Origin of the sequence: Neobacillus niacini, from assembly GCF_019749295.1 — a bacterium.
Lineage (GTDB): Bacteria > Bacillota > Bacilli > Bacillales > Cytobacillaceae > Neobacillus > Neobacillus niacini_D.
In genome coordinates this window covers 205387-222563 of sequence record NZ_JACWFG010000012.1, presented here as the reverse complement: position 1 = coordinate 222563, position 17177 = coordinate 205387, and the positions used below count along the sequence as shown (strand labels likewise).

The following is a 17177-nucleotide window of genomic DNA, read 5'->3' as shown; positions in this document are numbered from 1 at the left end:
TAGTCTGGTAATAATGGCGAGAAGGTCACACCCGTTCCCATACCGAACACGGAAGTTAAGCTTCTCAGCGCCGATGGTAGTTGGGACTTTGTCCCTGTGAGAGTAGGACGTTGCCAGGCAAAACGAAGCACAACCTGATAAAGGTTGTGCTTTTTTGTTATGTCCGAAAGGATAAGAGCCTGCAGATATTATAATGAGATCGTGAATCGTGCCCATGAACCGGTATTTTTAGAGAAGATGGTAACGAATAGGAGAGAATCGTGCCCGTGAGTCGGTGTTTATAGAGAAGACGGTAACGAATAGGAGCGAATCGTGCCCGTGAGTCGGTGTTTATAGAGAAGACGGTAACGAATAGGAGCGAATCGTGCCCGTGAGTCGGTATTTTTAGAGAAAACGGTAATGAATGGCACCTATTCGTGCCCGTTCAATGCCATTATCAGTGATATCGGTAACGATTAGCGCAAAACCAGAATCACCCCTTTTTTGATACTGCTATTTCAGTAAAATACTTTAACTAATTAAAGTAAAAAGAAGGATTAAAAGCAGGGAATAGAGAAATCAGTTGATAAGATTGCAAAAAAGGAGAGTAATGTATTCTATGAAACTAGTAACCATTAGTAAAGAAGGTAAACATGTGTTAGGAGTAAAGATAGAGCAAGGTATAATTGACCTTGAAAATGCCTTAAAAGAGAGTCCTAATAATCGAGTACATACAACTATCATGGAAGTAATTGAGGGCGGTACACAGGCCATTACTGCACTCGAGGACTATATTGCAAACCTGCCGTCAGAAGGTGAAACAAATTATCTTAAAAATGAAGCAGATATTAAGTGGGGTCCTTGTGTTACGCAGCCAAACAAAATTATTTGTGTTGGTTTAAACTATCGCAAGCATGCGGATGAAACAAATTCCCCTTATCCAGAAGTCCCTATTTTATTTAATAAATTTAATAATGCATTAACAGGGCATAAATGTGAGATAGCCGTGCCAAAGGTGACTCAAAGATTGGATTACGAGGTTGAACTAGGAGTAGTAATTGGGAAGGAAGCAAAGTATGTAAGTAAGGAAGACGCACTAGATTATGTATTTGGCTATTGTACCGCTAATGACTTCTCGGCACGTGACCTCCAGAAAAGAACAAACCAATGGTTACTTGGAAAAACATGTGATGACTTCAGTCCTATTGGTCCATATCTTGTAACGGCGGATGAAGTAGGTGATCCTAATCAATTACAATTAACAACGTATGTGAATGGAGAGAAACGTCAAAACTCCAATACATCTGATATGATTTTTCATGTAGATGAAATTGTCAGCTATATTTCGCAGCATATGACACTTACGCCGGGTGATGTTATTCTCACTGGAACTCCAGAGGGTGTTATCATAGGCTCCCCAAGGGAAAAGAGAGTATACCTGAAGCCTGGAGATATAGTAACCGTTGAGGTTGAAAAATTAGGTGCATTAACCAATATTTTAATTGAAGATAAATAGTTCTGGGGAGGAGCCGGGTATGAAAGCCTGCCTGGCCCTCCGACTAGCAGGCTCCCTGTATAAACTATTTACCCCGTTCTAACTCACTTTCAAAAAGTCGGTATATAAGCCTCTTATTTAGCTGCCGATTTTCTTCTCATTTTTTCTTCCTATAAATTTTGATAGAATTATATCTGCACTTATTTTACAAAAATACACAGATCAGAATCGAATAGAAAAACTAAACTTCCTAATTGAAGGAGAACAGAATGTTTAAAATATTTATCGTTGAAGATGATAAACAACTTGTTACATTGCTTGAGGATCAATTACATAAATTCGGCTTTCATACACAGTCAGTCGAAAACTTTGATTTTGTTCTAGATCAATTTGAAACCTTTTCGCCGCATCTTGTTTTACTTGATGTTAATTTGCCTAAATTTGATGGCTATTATTGGTGCCGTCAGATCCGCAAGGTATCTACCTGTCCGATTATTTTTATTTCAGCCCGGGACGGAAAGATGGATCAAGTAATGGCACTGGAGAATGGCGCAGATGACTATATCACAAAGCCGTTTGATTACGACATAGCGGTTGCCAAAATCAATAGTCAGCTTCGTCGGGCATATGGGGAATTTGCTAGTTCTCAGGACGAGCGAAGACTCGATATCGAGGGGTTAATACTGGATGTTGAAAGACTAACCTTGAGTTATCAGAATCACAAGGTAGAAATCAGTCATACGGAGGCTAAGATTTTAGAAGAATTAATGAGGAAGTCTGAAAAGGTCGTCAGCCGTGACCGGCTGCTTGAAAAGATATGGGATGATCAGGTTTTTGTTGATGATAATACATTAAATGTTTATATCACACGTGTGCGAAAGAAGCTAGTGGCATTAACTATTGAGGACGCATTGCAAACGATTCGTGGACAAGGCTATCGCCTTTCACCCAATTGGGGGATACACATTTGAAACTATTTATTAGAGAACAAATGCCTCTGGTTTTTGTCTATCTGGCTCAGCTGCTCCTCATCTTATTTGTTTTTTGGGTGGATGGGTATCGAAATTATTCTATTAGCCTTTATGCAGCACTCCTTAGCGGGTGTTTATTAATAGGTTACTTGGTTTACCGGTATGTAACTCATCGAAACTTTTACAAGCGTTTGGAAGAGCCGCATGCTTCCTTAGAAGAAACTTTAGAGATAGATTCGGAAGCTCCTGTAGCAAGAGGAGTCCATCAGTTATTGAGAAATCAATATCGATTTTATCAAAATGATATCCAGCAATATCAGTTTAAATTAAAGAATCACATCCACTTTATTAACCAATGGGTACACCAGATGAAAACCCCTTTATCTGTTATTCATTTAATGATTCAGGATGAAGATGAACCAAAGTTTACCGCTATTGCTGATGAGTTGGATCGTATGAAAAAGGGATTAGATATGGTGTTATATACAGCCCGCTTAGATGAATTTGAACATGACTTTTATGTGGAAATGCTCCCTTTAGAAAAGGTGGCCCGCTCGGTTACCTCCAATCAAAAACGACTATTTATTCGTAATCGAGTGTTTCCTTCCTTGCAAATGGAGGAGGGATTGAATATTGCTTCAGATGAAAAGTGGCTTTCATTTGTTTTAACTCAGATTATTACAAATGCAGTAAGGTATACAAAGGAAGAGAATCAAAAAATTATCTTAAAAGGCTTTAAGCGGGGTGCTAACGTTATATTAGAAGTACAGGATCAAGGTGTTGGAATTCCTGCGAGTGACTTGCCTAGAGTCTTTGATCCCTATTTTACAGGCGAAAACGGACGAAACTTTCAAGAGTCAACGGGTATGGGACTCTTTTTAGTTAAACAAATATGCGATAAGCTTGGTCACACAGTGGAAATTGAATCTCAGCAATATAGAGGGACAACTGTACGGATTATTTTCTAAAAATCGTGTCCAGCTCCTTCCGCATCTCTGTCAACCTTACAATTCTGTAAGCTAACTGTAAGTTAAGGAAATGGTTAGGAACCGCCTTTACCAGCTAGAATTAAAGACAAGAAGTAATGCGAGGAGTGAAGGTATTGTCAATCTTAACTGTAAAACATTTAGCAAAGATATATGAGGGAAAAGTGGCGCATAAAGCCTTAGAAAATATTAATTTTTCAATCGAAAAGGGTGAATTTGTTGGAATCATGGGTCCGTCAGGGAGCGGAAAGACGACTCTGTTAAACTTAATTTCAACCATTGATCAGCCAAGTTCTGGTGAGATAATGATCAACGGCAAAAATCCACATCGATTAAACAGAAAGGAATCAGCACTGTTTCGACGTCATGAACTTGGCTTTGTTTTCCAACACTTTAATCTGCTTGATACGTTAACCGTAGAGGAAAATATTGTTCTTCCACTTACACTGGATGGAGTAAAAGTAAGTGAGATGGATAAGAAGCTTAATTATGTGGCCCAAAAACTTGGGATAGATCCTATCCTAAAGAAACGCACGTACGAAATCTCTGGAGGGCAGATGCAAAGGACAGCGATTGCTCGGGCGATTATTCATCAGCCTTCGCTATTATTAGCGGATGAGCCTACAGGTAACTTAGATTCAAAATCAGCTAAGGACGTAATGGAAACCATCTCGACCATTAACAAAGAAGAAGGAGCTACCGCTTTAATGGTCACTCACGATGCAGTTGCAGCGAGTTACTGTCACCGTGTTATTTTTATAAAAGATGGTCAGTTATTTAATGAGATTTACCGCGGGGAAAACCGTCAGGCATTTTTCCAAAAAATCATCGATATGCTGGCATTGCTAGGGGGGAACAGCCATGACCTTTCGACAATTCGCCTTTAGAAATGTTACTCGCAATAAGCGGACGTATGCCGCCTATTTTCTAAGCAGTGCTTTTTCTGTCATGATCTTCTTTTTTTATGCTCTCTTTATCTTTCATCCGGATATTAGTAAAGGAGTAACCTCTGGTGCAGCGATTCAAATAATGACAGCGGCTGAAGTGATTATGTATGTTTTCTCCTTTTTATTTGTCCTGTATTCTGTCAGTACCTTTTTAAAATCGAGGAAGCGGGAATTTGGAATACTAATGATGCATGGCATGACGAGAAACCAGTTAAATACGATGATTTTTTTAGAGAATATGTTGATTGGTGTGGCTTCTATTATTACGGGGATTGGCGCAGGAATCATTACTGGTAAATTGTTCTTAATGATAGGTTCGAGAATGATTGGGATTGAGTCACTCCCTTTCTTTCTATCAGGCAAGGCACTAGGATGGACCATTGGGGCCTTTTTAATTCTTTTCCTATGCATTTCTATTTTCACCTCGTTTCTGGTTCGGGTAAATCATTTGATTGATTTATTCAAAGCAGGAGAGAAACCAAAAAAAGAGCCAAAAGTATCTAAGGTACTTTCTATCATTTCTGCCATTCTATTAATCACTAGTTATTACCTGGCTGCAACAACCACATTGCAAAACATGTTGACTCGGATTCTGCCAGTCATCGGGATGACCATTATTGGAACCTATTTCTTTTATACACAACTATCCGTGTTTCTTACTAAATTGCTTCAAAAGAATCGTTTGGTTTTTTGGAAGAAAACAAATATCATTACCATTTCAAGTTTGGCCTATCGGTTAAAAGATAACGCTCGGATGTTTTTCCTGGTCACCATTGTTTCAACGGTTGCTTTTTGTGCGGTGGGAACACTTGCATCCATGAATGTTTTTAAGAAAGAATTTGTGGAGAATTATCCCGCAGCCATCACGTATGTTGCAAAGGGGGATGATCCCAGTCATGATAAAAACATAGAGCAAATCAAGCAGGAATTAAAAGAGAAGAATATAGATTATTCTACACTGGAATTTACTATTAAATTTGTTGAAGTAGCTGATTCATCTGATGAATATGCACGCCAATGGCTTCCGGTCGTAGCATTTTCTGATTATAAAAAGTCATCAGAAATGGCCGGTTATACGTTTACGGAAAAAGAGGTAACAGGGACAGAAAGCTTAGCATTGTCAAACTCGGCACTTGAGACCTTTGACCCACAGACCTATACATTAAAGCAAGAGAACATTAAGCTTAGTCAAAAGAACAAAACAGAACATGTGGTTCTTCCTCATCAAGTTTTATTTGCTGAAGGTCTTGTGATAAGTGACGAAATATACAAGAAACTTTCAGAGGTTAGAAGCGACACATTTACCGGCTTTTATACAAAAGAATTTGACCAAACAGTTGGAATTGGCGGTCACTTAGTGGAAGAGGGAGCTGCTCATGCGCCCGTTGATGCCGAAAAAATGGATCCTAAGAAGTATGCCATGACGGTTAGCGGTACTATTTATCAAATCCAAGTAAATAGGTATCGGATGATGTTGTTTGTTGCTCTTCTTATCGGAGCTGTTTTCTTTATTGCTGCAGGAAGCTTCTTGTATTTCCGACTGTATGCAGACTTAGATTACGACCGCCGCTTGTATTTAACGGTGAAGAAGGTAGGATTAACGGATGGTGAGCTGAACAAGATTGTTACCCAGCAGCTCGTATTGCTATTCTTTGTTCCGATTATGGTTGCGATCATTCACAGTGTGTTCGCCTTTATGGCTCTGCAAAGCTTTTTCACTGTGTCCATTGCAGCTGATATGCTGCTTGTCCTTGCGTGCTTCTTTATCGCACAAGTCATTTATTTCTTGTTTATCCGCCACCATTATTTACGTAATTTGAAAAAGACTATGATTTAAAGAACAAGCTGGTTATCCAGCTTATTTTTTTACTTAAAGTTTAAGGTTGCTTAAATGTTTAGATGAGTTTATAATGAAATTGTAAAGAGGTGGAAGTAAATGGAACGTGATTTAACTGTACTATGCAGTAAAATATTAGATTATTCAAATGCTTTAAGTTCGCTATTTCTAGAGGATTATAAGAAATTATTAACAGAGGAATTTGCAGAACTTTCAACAAAACAACAAGTGGTTCTAGAGCTTTTGGGTGAGAAAAATAGAACCATTAATGAAATTGCACAATTTTTATCGATTACAGCTAGTGCGGCAAGTCAGCTTATCTCAAAACTTGAGAAACAAGGGTATGTAAAAAGAGAGATTAATTTTGAAAATCGCCGTGAAATTATTGTTCAACTCGGTGAAAAAGGTCACCACTATCATCAAAGTGTAGAAAAAGGTCAACTATTTATCATTGAAAAATACTACGCAAGGTTACCAAAGGATGACTTGGAAAGGCTATTAGAAATTCAAGAAAAACTCTATCATCTTGCAGTCGAGGCTCAGAAGGAGTAATTTTTTTTGTAAAACATTTAAGTTTCCTAAACTATTTAATTGTATTAAATGAAGGAGGAAAACAAATGAGAAACTATTTTGTTCCACTAAAGGATGGCAGGAAGCTGGCTGTAATCGAATATGGAGATAAACAAGGGGCGCCTGTTTTGTTTTTCCATGGTACTCCGGGCTCCAGATTACTATTTCTTGAAGACGATGAAATTTCAAAGGCATTAGGAATTCGGTTGATATCATTGGACCGGCCGGGATATGGGCTTTCTGACCCCAAACCAAACCGGACGCTTCTCGATTGGGCAGACGATGTAGACGAAGCAGCGGACTTTTTAGGGATCAATAAGTTCTCGATTATTGGAGTCTCTGGGGGTGGGGCGTTTGCGGCTGCCTGCGCCTATAAGCTTGCACCAAGAATCCATTCAGTGGCATTAGTAGCCAGTACAATTCCATTTGTAAATGGTAAGTCTCCTAAAGGGACAATGACATCCAATAAAATAGCTTTTTTTCTTGCTAGGAAGGCACCTTGGCTTGTAAAAGCAAGCTATCGGTCTACGAAAAAGCTGATTGAAAAGCAGCCAGAAAAGTTCATGGAGCAAAACAAAAAGGGAAACAAGCATTTACATGAGTGGGATCGACAATTTTTACAAACAGACGAACAGTTAAAAGGCCTAATGATGCATATGGGCGAAGCCTTTCGTGTGTCTGTGGATGAGTGTGTGAATGAACCTGTATTACTAACAAAGCCCTGGGGTTTTTCCTTAAAAGACATTACTGTGCCAGTATATGTTTGGCATGGTGAAGGGGATAGGATGGCTCCGGCTGAGGAAATGAAAAAAGCTGCTTCGGCTATACCGAATTGCCACACCCACTTTATTTCTGGGGCAGGACATTTTTTAACAGATGATGATCAAATTTGGGAAGGCATTCTAACTACACTCTTAAATTATGTAAATGAAAATTCATCTATTCAACTCTCCATAGGAAAATAATACTAGCGTGAGACCTGTCTATATGCGGGTCTTTTTTTAATTAAATGAAAAATTTATTAAAAAGGGTTAAACTAACAAATACAACATTAATATGGCTAGGAAAGGAAAAGGAGGAAGTTGGTTGTTAGAGAATAGTTTTATGATGGTTGCAATCATTCTTATCATTAACATTGTTTATGTTTCATTTTTTACGATAAGAATGATTTTAACGTTAAAAGGTCAGCGATATTTGGCTGCTTTTCTAAGTATGATTGAAGTTGTTATTTATGTGTTAGGTCTTGGTCTCGTTTTAAATAATCTGAATGAAATCCAAAATCTAATTGCGTATGCAGTTGGATATGGAATTGGGGTTATTGTCGGGATGAAAATAGAGGAAAAGCTGGCTTTAGGCTATATTACAGTAAATGTGATCACAAAAGAATATGATAAAGAATTGCCTAAAGTGTTAAGAGAAAAAGGTTACGGGGTAACAAACTGGGAGGCAAGCGGCCTCGAAGGAAATCGGATGGCCCTTCAAATTTTAACGCCTAGAAAATTTGAATTAAAATTATATGACTTAATTAAATCATTGGATCCAAAAGCCTTCATTATTGTCTATGAACCAAAATCAATTCATGGAGGTTTCCTAGTAAAAGCTGTGAAGAGAGGGAAATTATTCAAATGAATAAAGGAAAAAGGAAAATGCAATTTGAAGTTCAGGAAAATGAAAGCATTGAGGCTTGTTTAGAAAGGATTAAAAATCAGGGGTATGTACCGATTCGGCGTACGGAAAAACCAATCTTTCAGGAGGTAGTTACTGGAAAGGAAATCTCCTATGAACCGGTCGGAAGGCAGATTATCTTTGAGGCAGTCATCAATGAGTAAAAGCGAACGTTATATTTTAAAAAAATAAAATCGTTCGTTTTTATTGACCATTTGCCTCGTAAATTGTAATATAAAGGTGTCAAAAAAATATATAGCGTAACACCCTCGTATAATAATGGGAATATGGCCCGTGAGTATCTACCCAATTACCGTAAATGATTGGACTATGAGGGGAAGTGGAAAATACCAGAAACGTATCGTTAAGGTATTTTACTGTGCCGATTTCAGCCCGGACAGACTGCTTTCTCTCATTTCATGAAATTGGGGAAAGGTTCTGTTTTGGGCTTTTTATATTGGTAAAGTTAGGGGAGAGAATATGAAACCGATTGTGGCGGTAATAATGGGAAGCAAATCAGATTGGGAAACGATGAAGCATACCTGTGAAATCCTTGACCGATTAGAGGTTCCTTATGAAAAAAAGGTGGTTTCAGCCCACCGCACTCCTGATTTAATGTTTGAATTTGCTGAGAATGCTAGAGTAAGAGGAATAAAGGTGATTATCGCTGGTGCAGGCGGTGCTGCCCATCTGCCAGGTATGGTTGCAGCCAAGACTACATTGCCAGTCATCGGCGTTCCGGTTCAATCGAAGGCGTTAAATGGAATGGACTCACTATTATCGATTGTACAAATGCCAGCAGGTGTTCCAGTGGCAACGGTAGCCATTGGAAAAGCAGGAGCAACGAACGCAGGGTTATTGGCAGCCCAGATTGTATCGATTGATGATTCGAAAGTACAAGAAAGATTAGAACAAGTCCGCTTGGAGTCTAAAAAGACGGTAATAGAAAGTAGTGATCTGCTTGTCTAATAAAACGATCTTACCGGGTCAGACAATAGGTATAATTGGCGGCGGCCAGCTTGGAAGGATGATGGCATTTTCTGCAAAAGCGATGGGTTATCGAATTGCTGTATTAGACCCTGCTGAAGATTCTCCTTGCGGCCAGGTGGCGGATTATAAGGTAATTGGAGACTATGATGATCTAGAGGGTATTAGGAAACTAGCTGAAGTCAGTGATGTCATTACCTACGAATTCGAAAATATTGACGCGGCGGCACTTGAATGGCTGTGTGAACAAGCATATGTACCACAGGGTAAGAGTTTACTTGAAATTACGCAGGACCGGGTGAAGGAAAAAGCAGCAATTGCAAACGCAGGTGTCGAAGTGGCACCATATGCAGTGATCAATTCACTAAATGACCTTAAGGAAAATTGTGAGCGTCTTGGCTATCCGGTTGTTTTGAAAACAGCAAGAGGCGGTTATGACGGTAAAGGGCAGGCTGTTCTTAAAAGTCATGAGGATATTGAAGAGGCTCAAGCACTGCTTGATAACGGACAATGTATCTTGGAAAAATGGATTTCTTTTTCGAAAGAAATTTCCGTCATTATAACAAGAAATTCAAATGGTGAGAGTGCGGTATTTCCGGTAGGAGAAAATATTCATCATGATAATATTCTCCACCAAACGATTGCACCAGCACGGATTAGTAAACAAGCGGAGGATAAAGCTATTCAATCAGCTATACAACTTGCTAATTCATTTGAGTTAGTAGGGACACTGGCGGTTGAAATGTTTTTATCAGCGGGGGATAAGATATACATAAATGAACTCGCTCCTAGACCGCATAACTCAGGGCATTATACAATTGAAGCTTGTGAAACTTCACAGTTCGAACAGCATGTCAGGGCGGTGTGTAACCTGCCCCTTGGTAAGACAGAGCTATTAAAGCCTGCGGTCATGGTTAATATATTAGGAGAACATGTTCAAAACGTGTTAGATAATTTAACAAACGTTCCAGATTGGAAAGTTCATTTTTATGGTAAAAAAGAAGCAAAATTCAAGAGAAAAATGGGGCATGTAACCATTCTCTGTGATTCTGTTGAGACTGCTATTGAAGAAGTTGAAAAAAGTTTGATTTGGGAAGAAAAAAGTTTGGAGGCCAAAAGATGATTGATCGTTATACACGACCTGAAATGGGTGCAATTTGGACAGAGGAAAACCGCTTTAAAGCTTGGCTCGAGGTTGAAATTCTTGCATGTGAAGCATGGGCAGAGTTAGGCGAAATTCCAAAAGAGGACGTAAAGAAGCTTCGTGAAAATGCATCCTTTAACATTGAACGGATTAAAGAAATCGAAGAAGAAACAAGACATGATGTCGTTGCCTTTACTCGTGCAGTATCCGAGACATTAGGGGAAGAGCGCAAGTGGGTGCATTACGGATTAACTTCAACAGATGTAGTTGATACCGCATCATCTTACTTATTAAAGCAGGCCAATGCGATTATCCGGAAGGACCTTGAAAACTTTATTGAAATCCTAAAGAACAAAGCGATTGAGCATAAATTTACGGTCATGATGGGGCGTACGCACGGGGTACATGCTGAACCGACTACCTTTGGATTAAAGCTCGCTCTTTGGTATGAAGAAATGAAACGAAACCTGGAACGTTTTAATCAGGCAGCTGCTGGTGTTGAGTTTGGAAAGATTTCCGGAGCAGTGGGAACTTACGCGAATATCAACCCGTTTGTTGAACAATATGTGTGTGAGAAATTGGGTACCCAGCCGGCACCAATCTCAACTCAAACCTTGCAGCGCGACCGTCATGCACACTATATGTCAACGATCGCTTTAATTGCGACTTCGATTGAGAAGTTTGCGGTTGAAGTCCGCGGATTACAAAAAAGTGAAACGCGAGAAGTTGAAGAGTTTTTTGCAAAAGGACAAAAAGGATCATCTGCCATGCCGCATAAACGCAATCCAATTGGATCTGAAAATATGACTGGATTAGCACGTGTGATCCGCGGCTATATGATGACCGCCTACGAAAATGTTCCATTATGGCATGAGCGCGATATTTCACACTCATCTGCAGAGCGGATCATTTTACCAGATGCAACGATTGCCTTGAACTATATGTTAAATCGATTTGGAAACATCATTAAAAACCTAACCGTTTATCCGGAAAACATGCTTCGCAACATGGACCGGACACTAGGATTGATATACTCACAGCGTGTCCTGCTTGCACTGATTGACAAGGGATTATCACGTGAAGAGGCTTATGATACCGTACAGCCAAAAACAGCGGAGTCATGGGAAAATCAAGTTCCTTTCCGCACCTTGGTTGAGGAAGAACCGAAAATTACCAGCCTGCTTTCGGCAGAAGAAATTGCGGACTGCTTCGATTACAACTACCACCTGCAGCACGTTGATACTATCTTTGACAGATTAGGATTAAATGGCTAAAAAATGAATATAGGGGTGCTTTAGCGCCCCTTACTTATCTTGAAGATTCCCAATATTGCGAATTAGGAGGCATTCTTTATGAGAGAACTTCTCTATGAAGGAAAAGCGAAACGAATTTTCAGAACCGACGATGAACAAACTGTTTTGATTGAATATAAGGATTCGGCCACAGCTTTTAACGGGCAAAAGAAGGCAGATATTACGGGTAAAGGCCGTTTGAATAACGAAATTACTAGTTTACTATTTTTAAAGCTTAAAGATCAGGGCATACAGTCACACTTTATTGAGCGATTATCAGAAACAGAACAGCTAGTGAAAAGAGTCAACATTATTCCGCTTGAAGTTGTCGTTCGCAATATCGCTGCTGGAAGTCTTTCAAAGCGATTAGGAATCGAAGAAGGTAAAGACTTAACAAAGCCATTAGTTGAGTTTTATTTGAAAAACGATGACCTTGGCGATCCATTGCTAACCATCGACCATATTTACGAACTGAACATTGCAACAGAAGAGGAACTCACCATCCTAAAAGAGAAGGCACTAACAATTAATACAGTTTTATCAAGCTTTTTTAACGAATTAGGAATAAATCTTATAGACTTTAAACTTGAGTTTGGTAAAGACGCTGAAGGCGAAATTCTTTTAGCAGATGAGATTTCACCAGACACTTGCAGACTTTGGGACAAAAAGACGAATGAAAAGCTCGATAAGGATGTATTCCGTCGGGACCTTGGCAGTTTAACAGAAGCATATGAAACCATTTTAGCTCGATTAGGGGGAAAACAGCATGTTTAAGGTAAAGGTATATGTGACGTTAAGAGAAAGTGTATTGGATCCACAAGGTAAAGCAGTAACTCATTCACTGCATTCATTAAATTATCCAGAAGTATCCGATGTTCGAATCGGTAAATATATGGAACTAACGATTGAAAAATCAGAGCGCGACCTTGATGAAGTGATCAATGAGATTTGCAGCAAGCTATTGGCAAATACAGTCATTGAAGACTACCGTTATGAAGTAGAGGAGTGTGTTCCTCAGTGAAGTTTGCAGTCATCGTTTTTCCGGGGTCTAACTGTGACGTCGATATGTACCATGCGATTAAGGATGAACTTGGTGAACAGGTTGAATATGTATGGCACGACACTGAGAGCTTAGATGAGTTTGATGGGATCTTACTTCCTGGCGGTTTTTCATACGGCGATTACTTACGTACAGGAGCGATTGCGCGTTTTAGTAAAGTCATGCAAGCAGTCGTAAAAGCAGCAGAAGCAGGAAAACCAATACTAGGTGTCTGTAACGGATTTCAAATTTTGTTGGAAGCAGGATTACTTCCTGGGGCTATGAGACGAAATGAAAGTCTATCCTTTATCTGTAAACCGGTGGAATTAAAGGTAGAGAACAATCAGACGATTTTTTCTACAGCTTACTCTCTAGGAGAAACCATTTCAATCCCAGTCGCTCATGGTGAAGGAAACTACTATTGTGATGAAGAAACGCTCGCTGCACTTAAAGAAAATAACCAAATCGTTTTTACTTACCAAGATAACCCGAACGGAAGCTTAGAAGATATAGCAGGAATTATCAATGAAAAAGGAAACGTCCTAGGGATGATGCCGCACCCTGAAAGAGCCGTAGATGAGTTATTAGGCGGGGCAGATGGACTTAAATTATTTCAATCGATTGTAAGAAGCTGGAGGGAAGCAAATGTTGTTAAAGCATGAGCCAAGTACAGAACAAGTTAAGACAGAAAAACTTTATCAGCAAATGGGCTTATCCGATGAAGAATTTACACTGGTTGAAAATATTCTAGGCCGGACACCGAATTACACAGAAACAGGCCTTTTCTCCGTTATGTGGTCAGAGCATTGCAGTTATAAAAATTCAAAGCCTGTATTAAAGAAATTCCCAATTACAGGGGAAAAGGTACTTCAAGGACCTGGAGAAGGTGCTGGGATTGTCGATATCGGTGATGAACAGGCAGTTGTTTTTAAAATTGAAAGTCATAACCACCCATCAGCAATTGAACCTTATCAAGGTGCTGCAACAGGTGTCGGCGGGATTATCCGTGATATCTTCTCAATGGGAGCACGTCCTATTGCACTATTAAACTCACTTCGCTTCGGGGAACTTGATGAATCTGCAAGAGTGCGCTACTTATTCAAAGAAGTTGTCGCAGGAATTGCAGGATACGGAAACTGTATCGGAATCCCGACTGTCGGCGGTGAAATACAATTTGATGCCAGCTATGACGGTAACCCGTTGGTTAATGCGATGTGTGTTGGTTTAATTGACCATAAAGATATTAAAAAAGGTCTTGCACAGGGTGTCGGCAATACGGTGATGTATGTCGGTGCAAAAACAGGCCGTGACGGAATTCACGGAGCAACGTTTGCTTCTGAAGAATTAACAGATCAGTCCGATGAAAATCGCCCAGCGGTTCAAGTGGGCGACCCATTCATGGAAAAACTTTTACTAGAAGCCTGCCTTGAGTTGATTCAATCAGATGCCCTTGTCGGTATTCAGGATATGGGGGCTGCGGGATTAACAAGTTCTTCAGCGGAAATGGCAAGTAAAGCTGGAATGGGCATTGAAATGAACTTAGACCTTGTTCCACAGCGTGAAACAGGTATGACTGCATACGAAATGATGCTCTCAGAATCACAAGAGCGAATGCTGATTGTTGTTACAAAAGGAAGAGAACAGGAAATCAAAGATCTATTCACAAAATACGATCTTGAAGCAGTTGCAATCGGTACAGTAACGGATGATAAAAAACTTCGATTACTTCAACATGGTGAAGTTGTTGCAGATGTACCAGTGGATGCCTTAGCTGAAGATGCTCCAGTTTATCACAAGCCATCCAAAGTACCTGCTTATTATGAGGAGTTTCAGGCGATGGAACAGGAAATACCACAGGTTTCCGATCTGAAAGAAACACTGCTGCAGCTATTAAGTCAACCAACGATTGCAAGTAAGGAATGGGTTTATAACCAATACGATTATATGGTACGCACAAATACAGTTGTATCTCCTGGTTCAGACGCAGCAGTAGTCCGTATTCGCGGCACACGTAAGGCATTAGCAATGACAACAGACTGTAATTCACGATACGTGTATCTTGACCCTGAAGTGGGCGGGAAAATTGCCGTAGCCGAAGCCGCGCGTAATATTGTCTGCTCTGGTGCCGAACCATTAGCCATTACCGATAACCTTAACTTTGGTAATCCAGAAAAGCCGGAAGTGTTCTGGCAAATTGAAAAGTCAGCGGATGGGATCAGCGAAGCCTGCCGGGTTCTTGGGACTCCTGTTATTGGCGGAAATGTATCCTTATATAACGAAACAAACGGAACAGCCATCTATCCAACGCCAGTAATCGGAATGGTTGGATTAGTAACAGACCTAAATCATATTACGACACAGAACTTTAAAAATAACGGCGACCTTATCTACTTAGTAGGAGAGACAAAGGATGAGTTCGGCGGCAGTGAACTCCAAAAACTTATTCACGGAAAGGTTTTTGGTAAAGCTCCTGAATTAAATATTGATGTTGAAAAAACAAATCAGGACCATGTGTTAACAGCCATTCGTGCTGGAGTGGTTCAATCTGCACATGACTTATCAGAAGGCGGTCTAGGGGTGGCAGTCGCAGAGAGTCTGTTTACAAATGAACAGCTTGGTGCAGAAATCAGCATCGAGGGAAATCTAGTATCTGCTTTATTTAGTGAAACACAATCCCGCTTTCTATTAACTGTGAAAAAGGAACACCAAACAGAGTTTGAAAGCTTAGTAGCTGCTAAACTGATTGGTGAAGTAAATAATACTGCAGCATTGAAAGTCAAAGCTGAAAATAATACCGTTTTAGAAGCTTCTGTAAACCAATTGAAGGATGCCTGGAAAGGAGCTATCCCATGCTTGCTGAAATCAAGGGATTAAATGAAGAGTGCGGAGTTTTTGGTGTCTTTGGACATCCAGACTCTGCACAACTTACCTATTACGGACTCCATAGCCTGCAGCATCGCGGTCAGGAGGGTACGGGAATTGTCGTATCCAACGGGGAAAAGCTTAGTGTTGTTAAAGGTGAAGGACTAGTATCAGAAATTTTCACTGCCGACGTGATGGAAAAGTTAAAGGGAACGTCTGCAATTGGGCATGTTCGTTATGCTACTGCAGGGGGCGGCGGTTATGAGAACGTCCAGCCCTTGCTGTTCCATTCTCAAACGGGAAGCCTGGCACTTGCTCATAACGGAAATCTAGTAAATGCCAATTTCTTGAAACACCAGCTAGAAGGCCAAGGAAGTATTTTTCAAACAAGCTCTGACACAGAAGTATTAGCTCATTTAATTAGGAGAAGTGGTTATCCCCAGTTGAAGGATCAGGTGAAAAATGCGCTTTCGATGTTAAAGGGTGCCTATGCCTATGTCATTTTAACTGAGAAAGAAATGATGGTTGCGCTCGATCCTCATGGATTAAGACCGCTCTCGCTTGGCTGTCTCGGTGATGCCTATGTGGTTGCTTCAGAAACCTGTGCCTTTGATGTTGTTGGAGCAGAATATATCCGTGATATCAGACCTGGAGAATTGTTAATTATCAATGAAGAGGGAATCACTTCCGAACAATTTGCCTTTAATTCAACGAAGTCGATTTGTACAATGGAATATGTTTACTTTTCAAGACCTGATAGCAATATCCAAGGCATCAATGTTCATACAGCCCGTAAAAACATGGGAAAAAGATTAGCAGTAGAAGCACCAATTGAAGCAGACGTCGTGACGGGAGTTCCTGATTCTAGTATTTCGGCAGCGATTGGATATGCTGAAGCCACAGGTATTCCTTATGAGATGGGATTAATTAAGAATAAATATGTCGGCAGAACTTTCATTCAGCCAACTCAATCGTTACGGGAGCAGGGTGTGAAGATGAAGCTTTCTGCTGTTCGCGGTGTTGTCGAAGGAAAACGCGTCGTCATGGTTGACGATTCAATTGTTCGCGGAACGACGAGCAGACGCATTGTAAACCTGCTAAAAGAGGCAGGAGCCACCGAAGTGCATGTTGTGATTAGTTCTCCACCGATTAAAAACCCTTGTTTCTATGGGATTGATACTTCATCGAAGGAAGAATTGATTGCCTCAGATAAATCAGTGGAAGAAATTAGACAGCTGATTGGTGCTGATTCCCTAACGTTCTTAAGTACGGAGGGAATGGTCGGAGCAATCATGAAAACCGAAGGAACGAACGGCTTCTGCCTAGGCTGCTTTACTGGAGACTATCCAACTGAAATTTATCCAGATACACTCCAATATTATTATCAGAAATAGGAGGGACCA

Annotated in this window: 17 protein-coding genes, 1 rRNA gene and 1 riboswitch; all 18 genes read left to right on the top strand. The window is 40.2% G+C overall.

The features are described 5' to 3' along the window. The first annotated feature begins 3 nt into the window (after positions 1-3). The 18 genes from rrf to purF all read left to right on the top strand — a co-directional run bounded on the left by rrf (position 4) and on the right by purF (position 17168). Positions 4-119, top strand: a 5S ribosomal RNA gene (gene rrf, locus H0184_RS17905). A 479-nt stretch (positions 120-598) separates the two neighbouring features. Further along, positions 599-1495, top strand: coding sequence for a fumarylacetoacetate hydrolase family protein (locus H0184_RS17900; protein WP_221827387.1), 897 nt, complete (start codon positions 599-601; stop codon positions 1493-1495). A 248-nt stretch (positions 1496-1743) separates the two neighbouring features. Further along, a complete protein-coding gene (locus H0184_RS17895) occupies positions 1744-2445 on the top strand; it encodes a response regulator transcription factor (protein ID WP_221827386.1) in 702 nt (233 codons plus the stop codon). Beyond that, positions 2442-3413, top strand: coding sequence for a HAMP domain-containing histidine kinase (locus tag H0184_RS17890; RefSeq protein ID WP_221827385.1), 972 nt, complete (start codon positions 2442-2444; stop codon positions 3411-3413). Before H0184_RS17895 ends, H0184_RS17890 begins: the two co-directional genes overlap by 4 nt. A gap of 134 nt (positions 3414-3547) precedes the next feature. Next, positions 3548-4318: an ABC transporter ATP-binding protein gene (locus H0184_RS17885; protein ID WP_221827384.1), complete on the top strand. Its 771-nt coding sequence runs from the start codon at positions 3548-3550 to the stop codon at positions 4316-4318. After that, entirely contained in the window at positions 4293-6215 is a 1923-nt protein-coding gene (locus tag H0184_RS17880; RefSeq protein ID WP_221827383.1) for an ABC transporter permease, read from the top strand. Before H0184_RS17885 ends, H0184_RS17880 begins: the two co-directional genes overlap by 26 nt. Before the next feature lie 99 nt (positions 6216-6314). Next, positions 6315-6767 (top strand): MarR family winged helix-turn-helix transcriptional regulator, encoded by a 453-nt coding sequence (locus H0184_RS17875; RefSeq protein ID WP_221827382.1) that lies wholly within the window; start codon positions 6315-6317, stop codon positions 6765-6767. 65 nt (positions 6768-6832) lie between these two features. Beyond that, positions 6833-7750, top strand: coding sequence for an alpha/beta fold hydrolase (locus H0184_RS17870; RefSeq protein ID WP_221827381.1), 918 nt, complete (start codon positions 6833-6835; stop codon positions 7748-7750). A gap of 121 nt (positions 7751-7871) precedes the next feature. Then, positions 7872-8414 (top strand): DUF2179 domain-containing protein, encoded by a 543-nt coding sequence (locus H0184_RS17865; RefSeq protein ID WP_221827380.1) that lies wholly within the window; start codon positions 7872-7874, stop codon positions 8412-8414. Next, positions 8411-8614 (top strand): NETI motif-containing protein, encoded by a 204-nt coding sequence (locus tag H0184_RS17860; protein WP_221827379.1) that lies wholly within the window; start codon positions 8411-8413, stop codon positions 8612-8614. Before H0184_RS17865 ends, H0184_RS17860 begins: the two co-directional genes overlap by 4 nt. A gap of 85 nt (positions 8615-8699) precedes the next feature. Further along, positions 8700-8801: riboswitch (purine riboswitch) on the top strand. Between the two features lie 129 nt (positions 8802-8930). Next, on the top strand, positions 8931-9419 hold the full coding sequence (gene purE, locus H0184_RS17855; protein WP_221827378.1) for a 5-(carboxyamino)imidazole ribonucleotide mutase: 489 nt from the start codon (positions 8931-8933) through the stop codon (positions 9417-9419). Beyond that, on the top strand, positions 9412-10560 hold the full coding sequence (gene purK / locus H0184_RS17850) for a 5-(carboxyamino)imidazole ribonucleotide synthase (RefSeq protein ID WP_221827377.1): 1149 nt from the start codon (positions 9412-9414) through the stop codon (positions 10558-10560). Before purE ends, purK begins: the two co-directional genes overlap by 8 nt. Then, a complete protein-coding gene (purB, locus tag H0184_RS17845) occupies positions 10557-11855 on the top strand; it encodes an adenylosuccinate lyase (protein WP_221827376.1) in 1299 nt (432 codons plus the stop codon). Before purK ends, purB begins: the two co-directional genes overlap by 4 nt. A gap of 78 nt (positions 11856-11933) precedes the next feature. Further along, on the top strand, positions 11934-12647 hold the full coding sequence (purC, locus tag H0184_RS17840; protein ID WP_221827375.1) for a phosphoribosylaminoimidazolesuccinocarboxamide synthase: 714 nt from the start codon (positions 11934-11936) through the stop codon (positions 12645-12647). Beyond that, on the top strand, positions 12640-12894 hold the full coding sequence (gene purS / locus H0184_RS17835) for a phosphoribosylformylglycinamidine synthase subunit PurS (protein ID WP_063254695.1): 255 nt from the start codon (positions 12640-12642) through the stop codon (positions 12892-12894). The genes purC and purS overlap by 8 nt, the downstream gene beginning before the upstream one ends. Then, positions 12891-13574 carry a phosphoribosylformylglycinamidine synthase subunit PurQ gene (gene purQ, locus H0184_RS17830; RefSeq protein ID WP_221827374.1) on the top strand — a complete coding sequence of 228 codons (684 nt, stop codon included), beginning with the start codon at positions 12891-12893 and terminating at the stop codon, positions 13572-13574. Before purS ends, purQ begins: the two co-directional genes overlap by 4 nt. Next, complete coding sequence (purL, locus tag H0184_RS17825; RefSeq protein WP_221827373.1) at positions 13558-15786, top strand: phosphoribosylformylglycinamidine synthase subunit PurL; 2229 nt, start codon at positions 13558-13560, stop codon at positions 15784-15786. Before purQ ends, purL begins: the two co-directional genes overlap by 17 nt. Then, complete coding sequence (gene purF, locus H0184_RS17820) at positions 15762-17168, top strand: amidophosphoribosyltransferase (protein WP_221827372.1); 1407 nt, start codon at positions 15762-15764, stop codon at positions 17166-17168. Before purL ends, purF begins: the two co-directional genes overlap by 25 nt. The last annotated feature ends 9 nt before the right edge of the window (positions 17169-17177 follow it).